Here is a 24,391-nt window from a genome sequence, read left to right as displayed (position 1 = left end):
TACAGGCTGGCATTTTATTCCTTTATTAATGTATTAAGCTTCTGATTTTTCTTTCCTGCTTTCTTCCTTTAAGGTAAATTTCAGTAAAGATTTTTCCTTATCCAGGTCGGCAATCAGTATATCGCCTGCTTTTACATGGGTGTTTAGTATTTCTTCCGCCAAAGGATCTTCCAGGTACTTTTGAATAGCCCGGTGCAGCGGACGTGCGCCAAACTGCTGATCGTATCCCTTTTCCGCTATGAAGTTTTTAGCATCTTCGGTAAGTTCTAATGAAAATCCGAGTGTGCTTAAACGTTTCATAACACCCTTCATTAAGATATCAATGATCTGGAAGATATTTTCTTTGGTGAGCGAATTAAAGATCATCACATCATCTATCCTGTTTAAAAATTCAGGACTAAATGTACGTTTCAGCGCTTTTTCAATAACGGCTTTATTATTCTCTTCGGAGTTTAATTGCCGTGCTGCCGTAGCAAAACCAACGCCTTCACCAAAGTCCTTCAATTGACGTGCACCAATATTGGAAGTCATGATGATCAGTGAATTTTTAAAATCCACTTTCCTGCCTAAACCATCTGTTAACTGGCCGTCATCTAATACCTGTAATAAAATATTATAGATGTCGGGATGTGCTTTTTCAATTTCATCCAGCAGCACTACGGAATAAGGTTTGCGGCGTACTTTTTCCGTTAATTGTCCGCCTTCTTCATAACCTACGTATCCCGGAGGCGCGCCAATTAAACGGCTTACGGTAAATTTCTCCATGTATTCACTCATGTCAATACGGATCAGTGCATCGTCCGAGTCGAACATATATCTTGCCAGGGAACGGGCAAGTTCTGTTTTACCTACACCTGTGGGACCAAGGAAAATAAACGTGCCTATGGGTTTCTTAGGATCTTTTAAACCTACACGGTTACGCTGTATGGCCTTTACTACTTTTTGAATAGCCTCATCCTGTCCTACAACTGCACCTGCCAGGTCTTCTGCCATACGGCGGAGCTTGTCTGTTTCTGCCTGTACCATTCTTTTTACGGGAATGCCGGTCATCATGCTCACCACTTCCGCTATGGCTTCTTCATCTATCGGGTAACGTTTGTGCTTGCTTTCTTCTTCCCAATGCGCTTTTGCTTTTTCCAGGTCTTCCTGCAACCTTTTTTCGTTATCGCGCAGTGATGCGGCTTCTTCGAAACGCTGGCTTTTTACTACTTTATTTTTTTCCTGTTTAATGTCTTCTATCTTCTTTTCCAGTTCTACTATTTCGTTCGGAACATTAATATTCTTCAGGTGTACTCTTGCGCCTACTTCATCCATCACATCAATAGCCTTGTCGGGCAGTAACCTGTCGGTAATATAGCGGTCGCTTAGTTTTACACAGGCGTCAATGGCATCCTCCACATACGTTACATTATGGAAATCTTCGTATTTAGATTTAATGTTCTCCAGTATCTGTATGGTTTCCTCCACGCTTGGCGGTTCTACCAGCACCTTTTGGAACCTGCGGTCTAAAGCGCCGTCTTTTTCAATATACATGCGGTATTCATCGAGCGTTGAAGCGCCGATGCACTGCAGTTCTCCGCGGGCAAGTGCAGGCTTAAATATGTTGGAAGCATCTAAGGAACCACTGGCTCCGCCTGCTCCCACTATGGTATGAATTTCATCAATGAAGAGAATAACATCCCTGTTCTTCTCCAGCTCGTTCATGATGGCCTTCATCCTTTCTTCAAACTGTCCGCGGTATTTGGTGCCTGCCACTAACGCAGCCAGGTCCAGCGAAACCACGCGTTTATCAAACAATACCCTGGAAACTTTTCTTTGCACAATGCGCAAAGCCAGTCCTTCCACGATAGCGGTTTTACCTACGCCGGGCTCACCAATGAGAATAGGATTATTTTTTTTGCGGCGCGATAAGATCTGCGATACTCTTTCTATTTCTTCTTCACGGCCAACGATAGGGTCTAAAGTACCCATTTCGGCAAGCCGGGTAATATCACGTCCGAAATTGTCTAATACAGGCGTTTTACTTTTCGTATTTGCCGCCTGGGCCTTCGACTTTTGCTGGTAACTTTTCTTTTCATCATCAAAATCATCATCAGCATCATCGGTATATTCGCTGCGCACGTCATTGCTTTTGACCATACCCAGCTCATTTCTGAAAAGGTCGTAGTCCACGTCAAACTGATTTAAAATTTGTGTAGCAATATTTTCTTTGTTCTTCAAAATAGAAAGCATCAGGTGTTCCGTTTCAACAGTTGGGCTTTTAAGCGCTTTTGCTTCCAGTACAGTAACCCGTATTACTTTCTCTGCCTGCTTGGTTAAGGGAAGGCTGTTAATATTGGCAATGTTTTTTCCTGTTTTGTCTTTTACTGCCAGCTCTACTTCTTTACGCAGTTCATACAAATCAACATTAAGATTCTTGAGTATCTTCACCGCCATATTTTCCCCCTCCCGGATCAATCCCAGTAACAAATGCTCTGTTCCAATGAAATCATTTCCCAACCTCAGTGCTTCTTCCCTGCTGAATGAGATAATTTCTTTTACCTGGGTAGAAAAATTATTATCCATGTAATAGAATTTAAAATAGTGATCGATACAATAATAACTAATAATTTTGACTTCTAATGATCAATAGAACATTGCAGGTGTGTGAATTATTGTGTTAGTGAGCGTTACAGCATATTTATTGTCTTCCAGGACTGGAATGATGCATCCGATAAGGCACACGTTTACTTATTCAGATAAAGACCGAAAAGCGGTAAACTTTACCTGTAAAAAATCAATCTATCAAAAGAACTCAAGAATGAACTTCAAAATAGATACCAAGGAAAAATTTCATGTCATATCGCTTATTGAACCTCAATTCTCTGCTAATATGACATACAAACTACGGGAATTGTTTACTGAAGTTACACAAAATGATGTTAAACATATCATTTTGAATTTGAAAGCTGTTGAAAATATAGAAACAACAACAGCAGAATTCCTTTTAAAAGAGCAGCAGGCGGCCTATGAGGCCGGCCGTTCGTTTGTATTGTGCGAAATACAGCCCCCCGTAAAAGAAGCGCTTCAAAAGCTGGAATTATTCGATTTACTGAATATAACCCCAACCGAAAGCGAGGCATGGGATATTGTGCAGATGGAAGAAATAGAAAGGGAATTGCTGGGAGGGGAAGAAAGCTGGTAATGATTTTACACCGGTTACATATGCTGGTTGAGTATTTAAAGAAATGTACCTGGATTGGGTGGAGGATTATTCCGCATCCATACCTTTAGCGCCTACATATCTTCTCCATTTTTCGATAACGGATTGCATATCGGCGGGTATTTCACTGTCAAAAAGCATTGGCCTGCCTGAAGTGGGATGAATGAATCCTAATGTTTTTGCATGCAGGGCGTGGCGGGGGCAAAGCGCGAAACAATTGTCTACAAACTGCCTGTATTTGGTGAAAACCGTTCCTTTAACGATTCTATCGCCTCCGTAAGTTTCATCGTTAAATAAGGGGTGACCGATATATTTCATATGTACACGGATTTGATGGGTTCGCCCGGTTTCTAAGCGGCATTCTACTATACTTACATAGCCCAAACGTTCCAGTACCCGGTAATGGGTGATGGCTTCTTTGCCATATTCGCCTTCCGGGAAAGCGTCCATCATTTTGCGGTGCCGTTGGTGGCGCCCAACATGAGCTGCAATTGTACCGCTGTCATCCGTAAAGTCGCCCCATACCAGGGCAATATATCTTCTTTGCACGGTATGTTCGGCAAACTGGCCGGACAGGCGCATGGAAGCAGTTTCATTTTTAGCCAGAACCAGTAAGCCTGTAGTGTTTTTATCAATCCGGTGTACCAATCCAAAGCGGGGAAGTTCGGATTCGGACAAATTGGGTTGTTGTTGTTGTAAATACCAGGATATGCCGTTCACTATTGTTCCGGTGTAATTACCGGAGCCGGGATGTACTACCATGCCGGCAGGCTTGTTGAGAATGATGATATCGTTGTCTTCGTACCTGATATCAAGCGGGAGTTGTTCGGGGATGACCTCTGTTAGTTCGGGAGCGGTATCTGTATACATAATAATACGGTCTCCCGGGCGGATTTTGTAGTTGGATTTTACCGGCTGATCATTCACCAGTACAAATCCTTTTTCAATTCCCTGCTGTAATTTGCTTCGGGTGCCGCCTTCCATCCGGTTAATGAGGAATTTATCTATACGAATGGATTCCTGTCCTTTGTCTACGGTAAAAGCCATCCGCTCATAGCGCGATTCGCCATTATCGCCGTCTTCCGGTTCATTTTCCCATTCCGCTTCTTTTTGCATTATCCGCTTATTTTTCGCAAAGATAACAGTTGGCGGGTACAAGGAGCTATTGCAGGTGCTGAGAGCCGGGAATACGAAAGACAGTATTTGAAAGCCGGCTATTGCCTGCGCATTAAGTCAAGGAATTTCCTGTCTAATGTATGTCCATACCAGTCTTCATAGGCTACATCCGTTCTCCCGGAGTTCAGCACGCCAAAATCGCCTATGAAATTCCATATGGCAAAGCCAATATTGCCTGCTTTAAGCACGCTGAGCACATCTGTGAACCAGGCCATAAAAACATCATGGGGTGTTTTGTTCCAGCAGCCACATTCTCCGCAATGTACGCCAACACCCTGCTGTATTAAATCGGTCCAGGGTTTATAATAACTTTCCAGCATGGCTTTACTAAATTGTTTTCCGCCTACTTCTCCCGGCCATTTGGGCTCGGGAAGGTTATTAATGTCTTTGTTGGCCCAGGGTGCTTTGTAATGGGAGATGGCGCCCGGAAAATATCCCCTGCAGCTTTGCCCGATATTGAGGTCCTTAATTTCCGGGATAGGAGTATTGCCTACATTATTGCCATCGGCAATGATAAGGTGTCGGGGATTTTCCTTCCGGATGGCTTCATCGGCGCCTTTGGCCACTTTCCGGTAAACATCGCCGGGTACGGGTCCCGACCGGGAGTGCTGGTCATTCATATCTTCCCTCATGCTGGGCTCATTTACCAGGTCGAAACTTATTTTTTGGGATGATGTGCTTTTATATTTTTTAGCCCACATATTCCAGTGAAAATAAAAAGCCTGCTGCGCCGCTTCATCCTTCCATAAATTATAGGGCTCATGAAATCCGGCGTTAATACAATACCCCGGCGCCCGGTGCAGGTTAAGACTTACATGCATGCCGTATGTATGCGCCATTGCTACCAAAGCGTCTATCCTGTCAACGGCCTCATTACTGATCCTGTACACGTCCTCCGGCGCAATATTTTTGGAGCGGTCTATATTAAGATAATAAGGGTAAGCGATAGGCAAGCGCACAAAATCAAATCCCCAGTCGCGCATCCATTTAAAGTGCTCGGGCAAAGTGGGGTTGCGCGATGGCGCCGGGTTAGGAGAAAAGAAATCAAGTAAATTGAATCCTTTCCAGCGGGGCAGTTTATTGGGCGCGGGCAACTGCCAGGATGAGGCAAGCGACCTGATTTCCGCTAAACTTAATCCGGCAGTAATAAGGCCGGTATTTTTTATAAAATTTTTACGGTTCATATAGCAATGCAATATTCGTTGTGAGGAATGTACATGATCGGGTTTTCTAAGATAAGTAATAAGATCGGTTTAAGCACCCGGGGCTTCCAAATTGTTGCCACCCGGGGCGGTCCGCCGTGGGCGGTGTCTTCACCGCCCACATGAAGCAAAGCAATGCGACAATTTGGGATGCATCCGTTCTAACTGGTCTAAGTTATTGTGTATCGTAACTTCGCTTACTTTAAACCTTTTACTCAGCGCTTCTACAAATACTTCTCCGTTTTGTGCAAGCAAATTCAAAATGTCCCTTCGGCGCCCAACGGTAGTATCTCTTTCTTTTTATTACAGAGCAGTTGCGCCTTGAACAGAAAGATGATTTAAACAGGGCCATGCAAATGCTGACCAAACGGCAAAGAGAAGCATTGTTCCTGAAGTTCTATGCCAACCTCAGCTATACTGAAATAGCGGGTATGATGGCCATCAGCACCGGTTCTATTTACAATCTTATTTCCAAATCGATTGACAGTATGCAGCATGCTTTAGGTAAAGCGTCTTTGCATACTTTTTAATTCAGTGCCGTAATAACCCTGTATTAAAATGGAATATATAGGAATGGATGCAGATGAACTGCTCCGGCTGGGGGCTATACATACGGCAAGGGAAATTAGCCGGCAGCCCGCGGTATGGGAAAAAACAGAAGAAGCGTTCGGCGGTGAACAATCTGCCATTCAGCAATTCCTGGAAGATGCTTTAACCTGTTCTCCTAAAATTATTTTAACCGGTGCAGGCAGCAGCGCCTATATCGGACTTTCGCTCAAAAGCGCTTTTCAGCACAGTATGCAGGCGGAGGCTATCCCTACTACCGATATTGTTACACATCCCGCTGATTATTTTAATGCCGGGCAGCCGGTATTTATCATCTCCTTTTCCGGTCGGGTAATAGCCCCGAAAGTACCGCTGCACTACAGTTAGCCGATGCAATATGCGCAACCTGCTTTCATTTTATCATTACCTGTAATGCCAAAGGCGCTCTTTCGCAGTATGCAACCGCTTCCGGCAAATATGTATTTATACTTCCGGAGGAAGCCAATGATAAAAGTCTGGTTATGACGAGCAGCTATACCGGCATGTTACTGGCAGGCATATTGCTGGCACGTATCCGGGAACCCGCGGCTTGTGCCGCCGCTCTTAAAACAGTTGCCGGTTATGCCAGGAAATGTATTAATTTTCATACCGGCGATATACGGCGGATTGCGGGAACTGGTTTTAAAAGAGCCGTTTTTTGGGGATCGGGATCTTTTTATGGAACAGCTACTGAAGCGCATTTAAAGTTAGAAGGGCTTACAGATGGAAAGGTTATTTGTAAAAGGGATTCCTATCTCTGATCGCGCCATGGCCCAGGAGTTGTAATTGATGAAACTACGATGGTAGTATACCTGTTATCTGCTAATGCGCATGCTTACCGGTATGAAAAAGACCTGGTTGGCTCTATAGGGAACGGTGGGGCGCCTGTGCTGGAAATGGCAATAGCAGAAGTTCCTTTGCAGGAAATGCCCATGCCGTATTCATTTTCATTTTCAGATAGCGGGCAAAAAACAGATGAGCTGTTTTTAACGTTTTGTTATATTTTGCCGGTGCAGCTACTTGGATTTTATAAGTGTATAGAACTGGTCCTTTCGCCTGATATGCCATCTGTTAGCGGCGCTATAACGTGAGTAGTAGAAGGTGTTCATATTTACGGCTACGGTATGTATTAAAGCTTTAAACTACACAGTATGGAGAAACAATTTGACGTATTGGTAGCAGGTGAATTGAATGCAGACCTGATATTGGATACATTAGACTGCTTTCCTGCAATTGGCAAGGAGGTACTGGCCCATAATATGACAGTAACCCTGGGTAGCAGTTCCGCCATTTTTGCCTGCAACCTCCGTACGCTGGGCGCAGGGGTTGCATTTTCGGGTATGCTTGGCCGTGATCATTTCGGCGCTTTCATTATTTCCGAACTTGAAAAAAAGGGTGTGGATACCCGTTATATTACGTGCAGCCCGGAGCATCATACCGGTTCCACGGTGGTATTAAATTTGGGGGAAGTAAGAGCGAATATCACCTACCCGGGAGCCATGCATCACTCTACTATAAACCAAATCAGCGAAGAAGCCATACATTCTTCCAGGCATCTGCATATCAGCTCTGTGTTCCTGCAAAAACGTATGAAAGATGATATTGTGGAATTACTGAAAAAAGCTAAGGATGCCGGACTTACCACGTCTTTAGACCCGCAGTGGGATCCGGATGAGCAATGGGATATGGATACTTCATCCCTGTTACCTTTCGTAGATATATTTATACCTAACGCGGCCGAATTTAAAGCGCTTACCAAAACAAATGACATGGCAGAAGCATTGCGGTATATCAGGCAAATGGATCATGTTATTGTTGTTAAAAACGGAAGGGAAGGCGCTTACCTGCGGGATGGACGTGATTTGCAGTACCAGCCGGCTTTTTTGAATCAAAGCGTTGCCGATTGCATTGGCGCCGGCGATAGCTTTAACGCAGGTTTTATTTACCGCTTTCTGCAGCAGAGATCGTTAAGTGATTGTGTTGAATTCGGATCGCTTATAGGAGCGGTTAATACCACGCAAACGGCTGGCACCGCCGCTTTTGAAAATATTGGAGGTATAAAACAAATTGCCCGGAACTTGTTTAACTATACTTTCTGATGCTGTTCAAAGCCGCATTTTGCAGCACCTGTTTTTAACCTGGTAAATGAAAAACCAGACAATGATTTTCCGAAACTAACTGTTATATATGATGAACTTCTATTCCAAAATTTTCCTGCTGCTTTCAGGCATGTCTGTTGCAATAAGCCCTGTTTGCACCGCCCAGCATCCCGATAGTATTTTATTGAAGAACTACCGCCCCAAATCCATCTATAAAATTCCTGTCACAAAAATTGAAAAGGCAAGGTTCCCGGTAATTGATGTGCATTCGCACAGCTATGCGAAATCGGCAGCCGATATTGAACGCTGGATAGCATTGATGGATAAATATGGCATTGAAAAAACGCTTATCCTCTCTTATGCCACAGGTAAAAAATTTGATTCTGTTTACCAGGTATATTCCAGATACAAAGACCGTTTTGACGTATGGTGCGGATTTGACTATTCGGCAATTAATGAACCGGGCGGAGTGGAAAAAGCGGTAAAAGAATTAGAAAGATGTTTTCGCATGGGCGCCAAAGGTGTAGGCGAATTAGGCGACAAGGGTTTTGGAGAATATTATTCATACCCGGTGCCTTCGGGTATGCATGTAGATGATCCGCGGCTGAAACCTTTGTTTCAAAAATGTGGTGAATTGAAAATGCCCGTTAATATTCATGTGGCCGAACCTATGTGGATGTATGAGCCGATGGATGCTACCAATGATGGGTTGATGAATGCCTATGAGTGGCGGATAGCGCAATATCAATCAAAGAAAAACCTCATTGGACATTCGGCTTTAATACAAACTCTTGAAAACGTAGTGCGTGATAATCCCCGTACCACATTTATTGCCTGTCATTACGCCAACTGCGAGTACGATCTGAGTATTTTAGGAAAACTATTGGATAAATATTCCAATCTCTATGCCGATATCTCCGCACGCTATGCCGAAACAGCACCCATACCACGTTATATGTTCAATTTTTTTGAAAAATACCAGGACAAATTATTATACGGAACCGATATGGGTTTTGACAGCGAAATGTATGAAATGACATTCCGCATCCTTCAAACCGGCGATGAGCATTTTTATTATCATAGCATAACCGGTTATCACTGGCCGCTGCATGGGTTTGGTTTGAGCGATGCGGTTCTAAGAAAAGTATACAAAACAAACGCGTTGAAAATAGTAAAACAGTAATCGCAATCTGCATGAAAATTATTTGTTGTATTGTTTCTATCGTCCTGCTTTTAATGGGTTGCCGGCAACAGCAGCAGCCCTTTACCACCTGGGAAGTTTACCGTGGAGATAAGGGCAGCACGGGCTATTCCGCCCTGAAGCAGATCAATGCTTCCAATCTGGATCATTTGGAAGTGGCATGGACGTATCATACCGGCGATGCCCGTGAAGGCAACCGCTCTGCTATACAATGCAATCCGATTATCGTAAATGGGATGATGTATGTTACATCGCCCCGGTTGAAATTAATGGCATTAGATCCGTTACAGGGTAAACCAATCTGGCAATTTGACCCGTTTGTTAATGAAGAAGCAACAGGTGTAAACCGCGGTGTAACCTATTGGGCGGAAGGCAACGATAAAAGAATATTTTTTTCCGCCGGTACCTATCTCTATGCGTTGAATGCAGATAAGGGGTCATTAATAGTAAGTTTTGGCGATAGCGGCAGGGTAGATTTGCGTGCGGGTTTGGGCCGCGATCCCGCTACACTTGCCGTTTGGGCTACTTCTCCCGGTATTATGTACAATGATCTTTTAATACAGGGCACTGCGTTGGGTGAAGGATATGATGCCGCCCCTGGTTTTGTAAGAGCCTATAATGTTCGCGATGGTAAAATTGCCTGGACTTTTAATACCATACCCCAGCCCGGCGAATTTGGCTATGAAACCTGGGATAAAGCGTCATACAAAGAAGCCGGCGGAACAAATGCATGGGCAGGGATGAGTGTAGATGAAGAAAGCGGAATGGTATTTATTCCGCTCGGTTCCCCCGCATTTGATTTTTACGGTGGTAATCGTAAAGGAGCAAATCTTTTTGGCAACTGCCTTGTTGCACTCAATGCGCAAACTGGGGAACGCAAATGGCATTACCAGTTGGTGCATCACGATTTATGGGATTATGATTTACCGGCGTCTCCCACACTAGTTACTGTAAACAACGGACAAATAAAAACTGATGCGGTTGCGCAGGTAACTAAAATGGGTATGGTTTTTTTGTTTAACCGCTTAACGGGCGAACCCATATTTCCAATAGAAGAGCGGGCAGTTCCCCGGTCGTTCTTACCGGGCGAAGCCACCTGGCCTACGCAGCCTTTTCCTGTAAAACCGGCTCCCTTTGCACAGCAGCATTTTTCTTACAATGATATCACCGATATTTCTGATTCGGCTCATGCTTTTGTTGAGCAAAAAGTAAAAAATGCAAGAATGGGTTCCATCTTTACGCCACCCGATACCAATGGGGTTGTACAGTTTCCGGGAACAAGAGGGGGAGCAGAATGGGGAGGTGCATCCTTTGATCCGGAAACAGGTGTATTGTATATAAATGCAAACGAAATTCCATTGCTCATTAAAATGAAAGCTGTATCGCTTTCGGATAATGCAGGCGCTTCACGCGGAGAAAAAATATATACGCTCAACAATTGTACCATGTGTCATGGTGCAAACCGTGAAGGAACCGCTGTATTCCCTTCCCTTCAGCAACTTTCCAAAAAACTTTCACAGGAGCAGGCAACTGCTATATTAACAACCGGTAAAGGGCAAATGCCGGCCTATCCGAATATTACGGAAGAAGATAAAAAAGCGCTGATTGATTTTTTGTTTGATAAGGAAGAAAAAGCGGTACATATAAAAACAACAACGGATGAAGAGCAGAAGTATCGCTATGTGCATAATGGCTGGACTGTATTAACCGATAAGGAAGGATATCCTGGTGTGAAGCCGCCATGGGGAACGCTGAATGCTATTGATTTGAATAAGGGCGAACTGCTTTGGAAAGTACCATTGGGTGAATATCCGGAGTTAGTTAAAAGAGGAATCCGGGCTACAGGAACACAAAACCTGGGCGGGGCTGTAGTTACAGCGGGCGGGCTGATTATTATTGCGGCTACCTATGATGAAAAGCTCAGGATATTTGACAAGCATACCGGTAAACTGCTATGGGAATATAAACTGCCAGCGGGTGGTTATGCAACCCCTGCAACCTATATGCTCAATGGCAAACAATATATTGTAATAGCGGCAGGAGGTGGAGGTAAGGTAGGGTCGCCATCGGGAGATGCGTATGTTGCCTTCAGGTTAAAAAACTGAATAGGAAACACCGGTATATGCCCCGTTGGTATCTTTCAGATTGCCTGTGAAGATGTTGTGTTAATTCCTCTAAAAATAAAAAACCAGCCTTTGAAGGACCGGTTATTATTCCAGGCGATGCTGTGGGTTAGCGCGTAAATATTTTTACGCTGATTGAGCTGCTTTTTATTACTTTTTGCTTTGTGATCATCTATCCTAATGATTCGATAGTGTAAAGATGTTGCGAATTTACCCTTAGCGGAACTTTATTCGCCGGGGGGATTTGTTTCTCCGTTTTACGGGAACTTTTGCCCGATAAGTGTTTGTGCTTATATTGAAATAGAGACTATTTTGGGGGGTGTATAGAGGTTTCATACGGCAGCGTAGGAGTTTTTTATTTGTTACTCATGCAGATAAACAAATGTTAACCGGCACGATGTGGTTACCTGTTTATGGCAGGTACGCTGGTCGCATAAAAAAACAAAAGCCGGTCGTGTATGACCGGCTATGTTTCAATAATGCTGCGGGTTAGTGCGTAAATATGGTTACCCTCAGTGAGCGGGCGATTTAAGCAACTTCTTTTTTACCTTTTTGCTTCGTTATCATCTATCCTAATGATTCGATAGTGTAAAGATGCTACAGATTTACCCTTACCGGAACTTTATTCGGCAGGCTGGTTTTTAGCTTCGTTTTTTGGCGGTTTTTGCCCGATAAGTAGTATTACTTATGCCGGGGTACATGCTAATGTTTTGAACATAAATGAGTCCCTGCACCTTACACCGCTAAGCCGTTGATAAATGATAAGCATGCACACGCTTTTAGTGTACGGCAATTCTTATTCCTTCGGAATGCGACAGGAATTCAGGTGCATACATACACTGTATGGTAGCCACGCCTGCCGAAAAATTTCCCTGGTGGGTAACAAACAACGGGTATTCAAACACGTAAGTGCCCTTATGCAGCCAACTGAAAAAGAAGTTGGTAGAAGCGTCTTTGGTACTTTCATAATAACCCAGCCCGTCCTGCCATTTGTATTGGCTCAATACATTTACCGGTTCCGTTCCGGCGGCGCGCAGGTCTTTCATATGCACATATTCCATATCCCTGTCTGCCCGCAACTCAATCCTTACTTTTATTTTATCGCCCACCTTTAGTACCGTGCTGCTGTCCACCGGTTGAAGCACCGGCCCTTTATCGCTGTTCTTTTCTATGAACAATTGCTTCTTCAGCTGCAGTGGCATTTTATTTTCTGCCGATGTTGTTATTTTATCTATGTCTTCAAAATATTGCCAGTACACGGCGCCCCAGCTTCCTGTGTTTTGCGGTAATGCGGTTGAGGAAGGAGATACGGTTACCTGTATATTACCCATTGCCGGTTTTATTTCTTCTGCAGCAACCTTGTATTTGAAATACCCTGTACCCGCTTCATCATTTCCCGTTGAAGAGAAATTTTTTGTATCCAGCTTAACGCTTACCTGCGGCTGGCTGCTTAACCAGTTTGTTCCCTGCAGCAATAATGCATAGCAGGCTTCGGCGGTTGATTTGGTATTGCCCCAGTGCTGTGTTTGTTTTTGTTTCAGCAGCCACAGCTTCATATCATTCACCGCTTTTGCATCCTGCGTTATTTCGGTAAAGGCTTCAATAAGCAGGGCTTGTATTTCTACAGGCGCTTCATACCAGTAGTATCCTCCACGGTTGTCTTTCCAGTACATGCCCAGTTGTTCATGCGTAATGGCATTTTCTTTAAGTGAAGCAAGAATGGCTTTGGGTGTGGCTTTGTCATTATCACGGTGCAGGCTCAGCGCAATCATGCCCTGGAAATATTTGCTTTCTTTTACCCAGAATTGTTTTGCCTGCTGCTTATAATAATGGTATGCTTTCAGGGTTTTCTCATCTGCTTTTTTATTTTTAAAGAAACTGCGCATATACAGGTATTGTGTGGCTATACCCGTTAGATTATTCTTTTTAAGATCGGCTTTTTGTTTTACCAGGTTGTCATAATCTTCCTTTATCCTTGCATCGGCATAGCGCAATGCTGCATCAGTCATTTCATTCCATTCAGCAGCACTTTCTTCAGACATGGCATTCAGTTTTTGCAGATGTCCCACACCGGTTATAATATACTGGGTAATATAGCGGTCATCGCTGCCACCTTTAAACCATACAAAACCGCCATTGGAGCTTTGCATCTCCTTCAGCTTATTCAGGTTTGTTGCGGCTTCATTACCCATGCGCATCATGTCGAATAATAAGGCGATGTTTTGTTTTTGCTCAGTTTCACTTTGCGCCTGCAATACCCAGGGTGTTTCCTGCAGCAATATGCTTTTCAGCGCTTCATTTTTTTCGAGTGCCGATACCAGGCTTTTGCTGTTTGCGGAATCGGTACGCCATTTATCATACACTGCTTTTATACGTGGCGCACTGCTGGCAATGAGCGTGGCTAATGTATTGGCGTAATACCGGTTGAAGGTTTGCTCCGAACACTCGTAGGGATATTCAGCCAGGTAGGGTAAAGCCTGAACGGCATACCAGGCGGGGTTTGCGGTATATTCAACCGTTAACGCATAATTTTTTTGGGTTGAAGCGGGTGCATTATCCGACTTCAGCAATTTTTCAAATTTAAATTGCTGGGTACCGCTGCTGCGCATATTCAACGGCAGGGTTTCGGTAATCAGTATCCGGTTACTCAATACCGGCAATATATTTTCTTCACCGTCCGAAAGTGTGGTTCCATTAGCGCGTGGCGAAGAAGTTGCGCTGATGCGATATAATAATGGTGTATTAAAGTTTTCGGGAATGGTAAGCTGAAACAGCAATACTTCACTTTGTTTGGGTGGCAGGGAAAAGTTTTTTACAGGAACAGCGTTATGAAATAAATGGTCAGCCGGCTGGTTAGTTGCCGCATCAATCAGTTCTAATTTAGCAAATCCGTTAATGAGACTGTCGCCTATGTTTACCATTTTAGCGCTGAAAAGCATGCTGTCTTTTTCCCGTACAAAGCGCGGCGCATTGGGTTGTACCATCAGTTCTTTTTGGGTAATGGCTAACTGTTGGGCATACCCTAAAGCCAGTGAAGGGGTATGGGCCAATGTCATTAGCTTCCATTGGGTTAATGCTTCAGGCATGGTAAAGCCAAACGATACATTGCCTGCGCTGTCTGTTTTCAGGCCGGGAAAAAAGAAAGCGGTTTCGTTGAAGTTTTTGCGGGCTGTGATATTGTTATTAAGAGCAGGTGGCGTTTGATCCTCATTAGTTTTTTCTGCGATGTCTCCAATTTCGGCGGAATCCATACCACCTTCGTTCATGGCTACTTTGGACTGTTTTGCAGAAATACCCGCAACTCTGCCGCTCAAATTTCTTCTCACAGTTCCCGCTTCTTCATCTTTTACGATAGATGGTGGAGCAAATTTCACCATTTCTAATTGCGGATAAACTCCCAGATCAATTAACCGGTCGTAATTTTTTGTAAATGATATATACTTGCCTTCAGTATCATTTCGCCCAGTTGATTGTACCTGCATAAAATTTTCTCGGCCGTTCCAGTAGCTGGCTAAACGATATTCCGGCCATATAGCAGGCACAGACCAGTTGTGTGGTTTAAACTGGTCTAATGATGCATCATACATGGCGGCCAGCATTTCCGCAGCCACTTTTTCTCCCTTTGCGCCGCTTACCTTCACTTCCCATTTTTCCTGGCTGCCGGGTTCCATCTTATCTCTGAAAGTAGTAAAACTGATATCGAGTTGTTTGTTAGTCCAGGGTACAGCAATAGTATGATTGTTCGTATAGAAACGGTTGTTTTTTACAAAGAACTGCGATATGCCAAAGCCGCCGCGATCATCTTCCGTTGCTGTAACGCGAAAATCTTTTTTTTCACCATTCAATGTAAAGAACTGGTAAGCGCTTTCGGAATTATTTTGTGCAGCAGCGCTCAGCAGGCGAACATCGTCTTCCATTTCCCGGCCTGTTTGCTGAATCATAAACACATCAGTAGCCGAAGTACCGCTGAGAAAGGAAGCACTTTCCCCCGGCTGTATAGCAATTGGCATGCCTGTACTCCAGGTATATGCCGGTGAGGGCAATGCTTTGGATTTGCTGTCGTACAACTGAACATATTCCATCGCCTTTACTTCAGCCCCATATTTGTCTGTGGCTATCACTTCAATGACGTACCAGCCGCCCCGGGGAAATTTGATATTTGAAATTTGATATTTGAAATTTGAGGCAGTGGTAAGGGAATCGGAATATACTGCCGTTCCTTTTTCCCAGTTGCGGTAATCCGATTCATCTTTATATTCATCGTGCGGAAAGAGCTGAATGAATTCTTTTTCTGTATAGATGAACTGGTCGGGCTTATCCCAGTAGCGGTTGCGGATAAGGCGACCGGGAGATTGTAACAGGTATATTTTTACGTTTGCCTGAACAGGTTCAAACACAGCATTCATGTTTTTACTGCTTATGTTAAAAGTTTTAAAACTATCCAAAGCAAGCGGACCATTTTGCGGCAAAGCAATATCCAGTTGAATGGCTTTATAGCCCACCTGCACAATTTCCGTACTGCTGCGGGTTTCACCGTTGATATCCGTTACATCCGCTTCAACGGTATAGTCAAAAACGGGTTCAAGCGTTTGGCTGATCGTAAGATCAGGAATCGCTTTAAAACGGATACTGAAATTTCCGGCAGTATCGGTGGTTGTAAGGCCATTAGCGATTTCCATCGGGGTTGTATCCGGCATCCCTTTACGGTAATATAGCCAGGGATAAATAAACCTTGTCCGGCGCGATACCCGGTATTTTACTGCAGCTCCGTCAATATTATTTCCGGCATAGGCCTTGGCCGATCCGGTTATGGTAACGGTATCGTTCACCCTGTAACTGTTTTGCGGCTTGTTGATGGCTACTATGAACTTCGGCCGTTTATATTCTTCTACCGAAAAATTTGTGTTGCTTTGGTTGTATTCTTTTACCAGTATAGTAAAGTTACCGGTAAGCACATGTTGTGGTAACTGAAATTGTCCGTGTAGGGAGCCATATTCATTCAGGGTAAGTGAGAGCGAATCCAGCACCTGGCCGTTTACATCCCGGAGATATACTTTTACGGTTTTACCGGTAATGAGTGTGGCTTTGCGGGTGGTTGCATTTTTTGTAATGCCTATACCCTTAAAATATACCGTTTGCCCGGGACGGTAAATGCTTCTGTCGGTAAAAAAATATACCCTTGCATTTTTCTGTTCAAAGTCTTCCGCTGTTGCACTTATATCATTTGCATTATAGCGGGTATACAGGTATTGGTAATCATCCATGAACAGGTAGTCCTTTTGCCAACTCATTTCTAAGCGGGCGTTCCGGTTTTCTTTACCCGTGGTTTTTAATGCAAAGAACCCGTTTTTGTCGGCCGTTAAATTTTCCGCTTTCTGTAATTTATTTTTCCTGTCTGTGTAGTCATATTTAGAAGTCCATACCTGCACCGAAGCGCCAGACAGGGGCTTGCCCGTATTGCGGTGTAAAGCAAAATAGGTATTGCCGTTATTAATGTAACTAATATCCGATACATAAAAGAGCTGTGCTGCCAGCAGGTTTTCAGCGGTGGTAAAATTATTGTTTACGCTTCCCAGCAAAATATATTCTCCGGCGGGCAGTGCGTCAATTTTTATTTCAGCGGAATGATCACGGAAGTCGTTTGTTGCGGGCAGTTCCTGCTGCCATGTACGTAAGGGGGATAAGGCAATAAGTGTATTCCAGTAAGCCGTCTCGTACCGGTTTTCCCACTGTTCTTTAAGCGCCCTGCTTATTGGTATTACCCGGAAATGGCAGGTAAAGAAATTTTTATAGTGTACCAGGGTTCTGAATGCTTCCCCCGGAATATTTACTTTTTCGGTTTGGAGCGTTAAAGATTTACGGAGAATATTATTAAGCAGGTTACTGCAATTGGCGGCGCCTTCTGTTCCGGGAAAATCTTTTATTGTTTTCTCACAAATTTCTTTAGCGGTTTTAAACGCGTATTTCAACTCTTCATTGCCTTTTGCTTCATCATAGCTGCTGCCTTGTTCAAAATAGAATTGCGCAAGCATCCACCATACCTGTGCGGTTACCGGCTGTTTGCCGTATTGTGATGTAAGGTGCACTAAAGCCAGGCGGTATACTTCATCCTTTTCGGGCATTACCGCATGTTGGTAAACGAATTGCAGCCTTCGCAAATCGGCGTCCATCAGCGCATCAGGCGCCGTATCATTGCTGTGAAAAGATAATAGCTGACGGAAAATGAGCAGTGCCTTATAGTGCAGGGAAGAAGAATCATTTGTTTGAAAAGTATGATGAATGAAATCCGCCACCGGGTCAAATGCCGCGGTTTCACTGATCGTAAAAGCATAAGCAGGTTTTGTAATATCTCTTTCATCATTTTCAAAATACTCCAATGCCCGGTGGGCTAACAGATCGTACAGGGCAGGACGAAGTTTCCGGGTATTGCCTTTAATGATAACGGGTTCGTAGGTTTCGAGCCGGGTTTGCTGCAATAATTTTTCATCTTCTATTGAAGCCAGGTAAAGCGCACTTATTTTTTGATGCAGGTCATCCAATGTCCAGGTAGCCACGTCTTCTTTGTGTACATTAGCCGTATGGGTTCTGTTATACAATTTCCAGCGGTTGTTTTGAAGGTATTGCCAGTACATGCCGGCGGCTACCGACTGCAGGATATAACGGACAGGCGGTTGCGTTGTTTGTATCTCTGCTTCTATTTTCCGGAAATTTTCTGCTGCTCCATTTTCTGTTAAAGGAACGTTGAGATGAATTTGATAGATGAGCGCTTTGGTTAATTGCGCATTGTTCTTTTCTTTCTTTGCCCGCTCATATATTTTTTTTACTTCCGTAAGTGCCGATTGAGGCAGTCCTTTTTCGTTAATTAACTGGTCAACTTTTTTCCAGGCATCATCGTAACTCATTTTGGTTTGACTTTTAGCTTGTATGATGAGTAAGACAGATAGTGTACATAACAGCAGGTGTTTCAAAAATTTCATGTTGTAATATTTGAATGATAGTCAAAATTAACGGGTAATATGGAACCCATTAACCTAAGAGATGCCGGGGTAAAAGGAATTGCATAAAAATAAACAAATCAATCCGGAAATGTAAAAAGCAGGTATGCTAAAAGTTTATTGCGGTTTTTGGAATAGCAGCCGGCAACCCGCCGTGGGCGGTGTCCTCATCGCTCACAGAAGCAAACAGAAGAATAATGAGAAACTTTTCACTAAATTTGACCAAATTCTTTAGCAAATTGGCAACGCATCATAAAATTATAAATGGCGATAGCAGGCAAATGATTGAAGTGGCCGACAATTCTGTTCATTTGGCTATTACCTCTCCGCCTTACTGGCAACTGAAAGATTATGGAACGGATAATCAAATTGGTTTTCACGATAGCTACGAGAGCTATATTAATAACCTGAATTTAGTTTGGAAAGAGTGCTACCGTGCCCTTCACAATGGTTGTCGTCTTTGCGTAAATATTGGCGACCAGTTTGCAAGAGCTGTTTATTATGGACGCTATAAGGTAATTCCGATTCGGGAAGAGATTATTAAATTTTGTGAGAATATTGGATTTGACTACATGGGGGCAATTATTTGGCAAAAAGTAACTACATCTAATACTACAGGTGGTGGCGTTCAAATGGGTTCCTATCCCTATCCGAGAAATGGAATTTTGAAATTAGATTATGAATTTATCCTGGTGTTTAAAAAATTAGGGGATGCTCCCAGACCTACAAAAGAACAAAAGGAGCTTTCTAAGATGACTCCATTGGAATGGAATACTTTTTTTGCAGGTCATTGGAATTTTGCGGGAGCAAGACAGAATAATCACATTGCCATGTTCCCGGAAGAATTACCAAGGCGGCTGATTAAAATGTTTTCATTTCCCGGGGAAGTTGTTCTTGATCCGTTCGCTGGTAGTGGAACAACTTCACTGGCGGCTAAAAACCTTGATAGAAATTCAGTTGGTTTTGAAATCAACCCTGAGTTTATTTCCATCATTAAAGAGAAGCTGCAGGTTCATCAAAAAGACATGCTCGATACAACTTATGAATTTATAGAGCAGGAAAGTGTACAGACTGATTTCGCGGAAGAAATTCAAAAGCAGCCCTACATTTTCAAAGATCCTCATATTTTAGATAAAAAAATTGATGTAAAGAAATTGCAATTTGGTTCTAAAATAGACAAAAACAGTTCTAATCAGCGTGAAGAATTATTTACGGTTAAGGAGGTTATTAGCCCGGAAAAAATAAGGCTGAGCAATGATTTAACCATAAAACTTATCGGGATAAAAGAAGATCCTGTAATTAACGGGAAGGCGACTGATTTTTTGATTGAAAAAACAAAGGGGAAAAGGGTTTTTGTGAAGCATGACAACATAAAATACGACAACGAAAACAACCTGCTTTGCTATTTATACTTAGAAAATAAGACTTTTATTAACGCTCATTTGGTCAAAAGTGGTTTAGTGCAGGTTGATAATAATATTGAGTTTAAGTACAAAGAAAAATTCATCAATCTTTTTAAGGAAGCCTTAATTCAATGAGAAGATATTCTAAAGAATTTGGCAGGAAAGAGAAGGTTCTTAATTATGCCACACAAACATATCAACTTTCAAGACCCAATAAAGTGGGTGCTGTAATGGCACTTATACGTGAATGCCAGCCAAAGACGATTGACGAATGGGAACAGTGGTATTTTGCGAATGCCCGCACTGATGGTAAAGTTTCTCTGAAAATTACCAGGGAAAATTTGGAAGAACTAGGCGAGAGGCTTTACGTAAAAATAAAAGAGATTGTAATCCCAGAATGGACGGAAGCCTTTAATCAATTGACCTTGCAGGATTGTGTTGATTATATTATTAACCTGACAATAAACAGAACTTTCGATGGATTTATTCGTGAAAAATCCGTTGTCGAGGATAATCTTGCCAAAGAATTTCCAAAAGTTCGCTTTGAAGAAAGTGACCCGGCACTTGACCATGCCGGAGATATTGATTATTTAGGCTGGGTTGGGGAAAAAGCATTTGGTATTCAAATTAAACCAGTGACTTCACAAGGTAATTTTGGTAACTATTCAGCCACTGAGAGAATGAAAGCAAGCTTTATCAACTTTTCCAAAAAGTTTGGAGGAAATGTATTTGTAGTTTTTAGTGAAAAGGAAAAAATAAAGAATGTTGAGGTGATAGGGCAAATTGCCGCTGAAGTAGCGTTACTTTCCCGATAGATAGCGATAGTTAACCGGACGATTTAAGAATTAGATACTAAATTATAGGATTAGGTGTATAAGTCGAAAACATAGATGTAGCCCCCTTGTTAAAGCTAACTGGTTGTTCATTTCAAAATGATAAGCATTTAAAAGATGTAGTTGTTTGTTTCTTTTTTACTTGCCCAAAAAAGAAACAAAAAAGGCCCACGAAAACCCAGCCTGCCGCCTGTCCGGATGAGCCGTTCGGACGTGGCTGGCAGGGATTACTGCCCGTTTTCGTGCTTGTTCCCTGATGTAGCTTTTGAACTACTGTAGCTTCAACAACAGGAAGTCTATTGCAGGCATCGGTTCCACCGGCTAACCAAAGTCAACTCTTTTGAAGATTACTGAAGCAGGCGATGGACTATTAACGATTAAAGGTAGAGGCAAAGCTGATAGTAACAGCTGTTCAAACAAAATCACTATGTATAAACATCTTCACAACTTAAACGACTAATTCTATTAAATTATTAGAGTGATTCTCTATTGCTCAACTCACCTCCACAATCAAAAACTTCAGGTAATTGGTATTTTCCATACCCGGAACAATGGGATGATCGGCAGACTGCGCCTGGAATGTTACCCTGCGTAATTTTTTACGGGCGTCTTTGGCCGCCATCGCAATAATATTAAGAAACAATTCCGGCTGTACTAAGTTGGTGCAACTCGACGTAACAAGAAATCCGCCGGGTTTGATGAGCTTCATCCCCCGTAAATTAATTTCTTTGTAACCCGCAACAGCTTTTTCAATATTTGCCCGGCTTTTGGTAAAGGAAGGCGGGTCGAGCATTACCACATCGTATTGTTTCCCTTCTTTGGACCAGGTTTTCAACGCGTCAAAAGCATTTATGCAATCGAAGCGGCAAACCTTACTATAGCCATTGAGCTGAGCATTTTTCCGGGCCTGCACGCAGGCATTTTCCGAAATATCCAAACCCAAAACTGATGTGGCGCCATAATGTGCCGCATGAATTTCAAAGGTACCGGTATAGCAAAAAGCACCCAGAACTTCCGCTCCCTTTGCTATGTGCTGTATAGCGCGGCGGTTATCCTGCTGGTCTAAAAAATAGCCTGTTTTTTGCCCGTTGGCAATATCAACATAAAATTGTAATCCATTTTCCTTAATAAGGATATTGGTATCGAATGGGGCGGATAAAAATCCTTTTTGTTGCGGTAACCCTTCCAGTTCCCGAACGGGCACATCATTTCTTTCATACATGCCTTTGGGATTAAAAATTTTTTGCAATGCGTGTACAATAGCGGGCTTCCATACATCAATACCCAAGGCAAGCGTTTGTATAACAAAATAATCATTAAACTTATCAATAATAAGCTGGGGCAAGCCGTCTGCTTCACCAAAAACGAGCCTGCAATTTTCTGTATATCCCAGCCGCTGCCGGTATTGCCATGCTTTTAATAACCGGGTATAAAAAAAATCATCATTTATTATTTCATTCCTGTTCCGGGTTAATAATCGTATAATGATCTGTGATTTAGGATTAATATAGCCTCTGCCTATGAATGTATTGTCGTGCGTAAATACTTCCGCTATTTCTCCCCCGGTACAGTTTTCCCCAATTTCTTTTACTTCATTGCCAAATACCCAGGGATGTCCGCTTTGGATCCTGTTGCCAACTGTTTGCTTTAATTGTACTTTTATCATGCAGCAAAGGTAGACGGGATTTGAAATCTGAAACTTAAAATAGTTAACCCGACAATTTGACTTAAAAACAGGGTTGGCAAACTTGTTGCCGGCTTTAAATGCATTTACACAATACATAAGGACTATGGAAGATTTCAAGAACAGAAACGCTGAAAATCGCGAAAATGCGTCATCCAATGAAACCGAAAATATTAATGAAAGGGCAGATATGACAGATCAAACAAATGTACCTGAGGAACTGGCAGTTGAATTAGAAGGTGTTCAGGCCGAATTGGCAGAGCAGAAAGAAAAATACCTGCGCCTGTATGCCGAATTTGATAATTATAAAAGGAGGAGCGCCCGGGAAAGGGTAGAGTTGATACAAACTGCCGGAAAGGAAGTGATTATCTCGTTATTAGATGTTATAGATGATTGCGACAGGGCCGAAAAGCAGATAGCCGAAAGAGGACACCAGAAGGATGCCGTTCAGGATGGCGTATTATTAATTTTTAATAAGCTCCGGTCAATTTTATCTTCCAAAGGATTGAAGCCTATGGATTGTAAGGGGCAGGACTTTAATCCGGATGAGCATGAAGCGGTAAGCCAGGCGCCGGTAACAGATGAAAAGCTGAAAGGGAAAGTGATAGAAGAAATTGTAAAAGGATACTATCTCAATGATAAGATCATACGTTTTGCCAAAGTGGTAGTAGGGTTATAGTTTTTAGCATATTCAAGTATATGAAAAGAGATTATTACGAAGTATTAGGGGTTTCAAAATCTGCATCGGCCGAAGAGATAAAGAAAGCTTACCGTAAGGTGGCTATGCAGCATCACCCAGACCGCAATGCCGGGGATAAGGCCGCGGAAGAAAAGTTTAAAGAGGCTGCTGAGGCTTATGAAGTATTGAGTGACGCTGATAAAAAATCGCAATACGACCGGTTTGGTCATGCGGGGTTAGGGAATAATGGCAGAGGCGGTTATGGCAATATGAATACGGAAGATATCTTCAGCCAGTTTGGAGATATTTTTGGCGATGATATTTTCGGTAGTTTTTTTGGTGGGGGAAGCAGGGGCGGTGGCGGACGCAGAAGCCACGGTGTGAGAGGCAGTAACCTGAGAGTTAAAATAAAACTAAACTATGAGGAGATTGCCAATGGCGCCACTAAAACGATTAAGGTAAAAAAATATGTTTCCTGTGCTACCTGCAGCGGTACGGGGGCGAAGGATAAAGGCGGTGTACAAACCTGTTCTACCTGTGGTGGAAGCGGGCAGGTGAGAAAGGTAACCAGTACCTTTTTGGGCCAGATGCAAACCGTTACTACCTGCCCGGCGTGTAATGGTGAGGGAACTACTATTACCAGCAAGTGTACCAGTTGCCGCGGTGAAGGAAGGGTATATGGCGAGGAAACAGTAAATATTGATATACCTGCCGGTGTGCAGGAAGGTATGCAGTTAAGCATGAGCGGCAAGGGCAATGCCGGGGAAAGAGGCGGCCCTTCCGGCGATTTAATTATACTCATTGAGGAAGAAAGCCACCAATACCTGCAAAGAGATGGTTTGAACGTTGTATTTGATCTGCATATTTCCTTTACGGATGTTGTTTTTGGTACGCAGGTAGAAGTACCTACTATTGATGGCAAAGCAAAAATTAAAATACCGGCGGGTACGCAAAGCGGCAAAATTTTCCGTTTAAAAGGAAAGGGTTTTCCTGCTATTAATTCGTATGAAAGGGGCGATCAGCTTATTCATATAAATGTGTGGACGCCGCAAAATATTAATGCTGAAGAAAAAGCGGCGCTTGAAAAATTACACGATGCTCCTAATTTTAAACCGCAGCCTGTAAAGGGCGAAAAAAGTTTTTTTGAAAGAGTGAAGGAAATGTTTGGATAGGGAGGTGTGAGGGGTCAGCCATCAGCTTTTAGCCGTC

At 43.0% G+C, this 24,391-nt stretch carries 18 protein-coding genes; 12 read left to right on the top strand and 6 right to left on the bottom strand.

Annotated elements, in window-relative coordinates; all coding sequences use genetic code 11:
* Positions 1 to 33: 33 nt before the first annotated feature.
* Positions 34 to 2,565, bottom strand: a complete 2,532-nt coding sequence (locus VL121_RS03290) for an ATP-dependent Clp protease ATP-binding subunit (RefSeq protein WP_325402120.1) — start codon at positions 2,563 to 2,565, stop codon at positions 34 to 36.
* Between the two features lie 235 nt (positions 2,566 to 2,800).
* On the opposite strand from VL121_RS03290, the gene VL121_RS03285 reads away from it, so the two are divergent.
* Positions 2,801 to 3,184, top strand: coding sequence for an STAS domain-containing protein (locus VL121_RS03285; RefSeq protein ID WP_325402118.1), 384 nt, complete (start codon positions 2,801 to 2,803; stop codon positions 3,182 to 3,184).
* Between the two features lie 66 nt (positions 3,185 to 3,250).
* Here VL121_RS03285 and VL121_RS03280 read toward each other — a convergent pair whose 3' ends face one another.
* The 3 genes from VL121_RS03280 to VL121_RS21640 form a co-directional block, all read right to left on the bottom strand.
* Positions 3,251 to 4,318: an RluA family pseudouridine synthase gene (locus VL121_RS03280; RefSeq protein WP_325402116.1), complete on the bottom strand. Its 1,068-nt coding sequence runs from the start codon at positions 4,316 to 4,318 to the stop codon at positions 3,251 to 3,253.
* Positions 4,319 to 4,416: 98 nt separating this feature from the next.
* A complete protein-coding gene (locus tag VL121_RS03275) occupies positions 4,417 to 5,562 on the bottom strand; it encodes a glycoside hydrolase family 5 protein (protein WP_325402114.1) in 1,146 nt (381 codons plus the stop codon).
* Between the two features lie 129 nt (positions 5,563 to 5,691).
* The gene (locus VL121_RS21640; RefSeq protein WP_414635398.1) at positions 5,692 to 5,844 is read right to left on the bottom strand and encodes a DeoR family transcriptional regulator; all 153 of its coding nucleotides are present in this window, start codon (positions 5,842 to 5,844) and stop codon (positions 5,692 to 5,694) included.
* A gap of 50 nt (positions 5,845 to 5,894) precedes the next feature.
* Between VL121_RS21640 and VL121_RS03270 the strand changes: the two genes are divergently transcribed.
* From VL121_RS03270 to VL121_RS03240, 7 genes are all read left to right on the top strand, one after another.
* Positions 5,895 to 6,110, top strand: coding sequence for an RNA polymerase sigma factor (locus tag VL121_RS03270; RefSeq protein WP_325402111.1), 216 nt, complete (start codon positions 5,895 to 5,897; stop codon positions 6,108 to 6,110).
* Between the two features lie 28 nt (positions 6,111 to 6,138).
* Positions 6,139 to 6,513 carry an SIS domain-containing protein gene (locus tag VL121_RS03265; RefSeq protein WP_325402109.1) on the top strand — a complete coding sequence of 125 codons (375 nt, stop codon included), beginning with the start codon at positions 6,139 to 6,141 and terminating at the stop codon, positions 6,511 to 6,513.
* A 134-nt stretch (positions 6,514 to 6,647) separates the two neighbouring features.
* Positions 6,648 to 6,926: a hypothetical protein gene (locus VL121_RS03260; protein ID WP_325402107.1), complete on the top strand. Its 279-nt coding sequence runs from the start codon at positions 6,648 to 6,650 to the stop codon at positions 6,924 to 6,926.
* Between the two features lie 39 nt (positions 6,927 to 6,965).
* Positions 6,966 to 7,256: a phosphoheptose isomerase family protein gene (locus VL121_RS03255; RefSeq protein ID WP_325402105.1), complete on the top strand. Its 291-nt coding sequence runs from the start codon at positions 6,966 to 6,968 to the stop codon at positions 7,254 to 7,256.
* Between the two features lie 60 nt (positions 7,257 to 7,316).
* Positions 7,317 to 8,264 carry a carbohydrate kinase family protein gene (locus VL121_RS03250; RefSeq protein ID WP_325402103.1) on the top strand — a complete coding sequence of 316 codons (948 nt, stop codon included), beginning with the start codon at positions 7,317 to 7,319 and terminating at the stop codon, positions 8,262 to 8,264.
* Between the two features lie 88 nt (positions 8,265 to 8,352).
* Positions 8,353 to 9,447 (top strand): amidohydrolase family protein, encoded by a 1,095-nt coding sequence (locus tag VL121_RS03245; protein WP_325402101.1) that lies wholly within the window; start codon positions 8,353 to 8,355, stop codon positions 9,445 to 9,447.
* Positions 9,448 to 9,458: 11 nt separating this feature from the next.
* Positions 9,459 to 11,570, top strand: a complete 2,112-nt coding sequence (locus VL121_RS03240; RefSeq protein ID WP_325402099.1) for an outer membrane protein assembly factor BamB family protein — start codon at positions 9,459 to 9,461, stop codon at positions 11,568 to 11,570.
* Positions 11,571 to 12,367: 797 nt separating this feature from the next.
* On the opposite strand, the gene VL121_RS03235 is transcribed toward VL121_RS03240, so the two are convergent.
* On the bottom strand, positions 12,368 to 18,565 hold the full coding sequence (locus tag VL121_RS03235) for an alpha-2-macroglobulin family protein (protein ID WP_325402097.1): 6,198 nt from the start codon (positions 18,563 to 18,565) through the stop codon (positions 12,368 to 12,370).
* Positions 18,566 to 18,780: 215 nt separating this feature from the next.
* Between VL121_RS03235 and VL121_RS03230 the strand changes: the two genes are divergently transcribed.
* Positions 18,781 to 20,121, top strand: coding sequence for a DNA methyltransferase (locus tag VL121_RS03230; RefSeq protein ID WP_325402095.1), 1,341 nt, complete (start codon positions 18,781 to 18,783; stop codon positions 20,119 to 20,121).
* Positions 20,118 to 20,801, top strand: a complete 684-nt coding sequence (locus VL121_RS03225) for an MjaI family restriction endonuclease (RefSeq protein ID WP_325402093.1) — start codon at positions 20,118 to 20,120, stop codon at positions 20,799 to 20,801. The genes VL121_RS03230 and VL121_RS03225 overlap by 4 nt, the downstream gene beginning before the upstream one ends.
* Positions 20,802 to 21,312: 511 nt before the next feature.
* On the opposite strand, the gene VL121_RS03220 is transcribed toward VL121_RS03225, so the two are convergent.
* Positions 21,313 to 22,485 carry a class I SAM-dependent rRNA methyltransferase gene (locus VL121_RS03220; protein ID WP_325402091.1) on the bottom strand — a complete coding sequence of 391 codons (1,173 nt, stop codon included), beginning with the start codon at positions 22,483 to 22,485 and terminating at the stop codon, positions 21,313 to 21,315.
* Between the two features lie 124 nt (positions 22,486 to 22,609).
* On the opposite strand from VL121_RS03220, the gene VL121_RS03215 reads away from it, so the two are divergent.
* Together VL121_RS03215 and dnaJ are read left to right on the top strand one after the other, a co-directional pair.
* Positions 22,610 to 23,182, top strand: coding sequence for a nucleotide exchange factor GrpE (locus VL121_RS03215; RefSeq protein ID WP_325402089.1), 573 nt, complete (start codon positions 22,610 to 22,612; stop codon positions 23,180 to 23,182).
* A gap of 20 nt (positions 23,183 to 23,202) precedes the next feature.
* Entirely contained in the window at positions 23,203 to 24,354 is a 1,152-nt protein-coding gene (gene dnaJ, locus VL121_RS03210; protein WP_325402087.1) for a molecular chaperone DnaJ, read from the top strand.
* The last annotated feature ends 37 nt before the right edge of the window (positions 24,355 to 24,391 follow it).

The sequence above is a fragment of the Agriterribacter sp. genome (assembly GCF_035497235.1).
In the GTDB taxonomy this organism is placed as follows: domain Bacteria; phylum Bacteroidota; class Bacteroidia; order Chitinophagales; family Chitinophagaceae; genus Agriterribacter.
The sequence above is the reverse complement of the archived record's forward strand: the minus strand, read 5'-3'. Positions and strand labels throughout refer to the sequence as shown.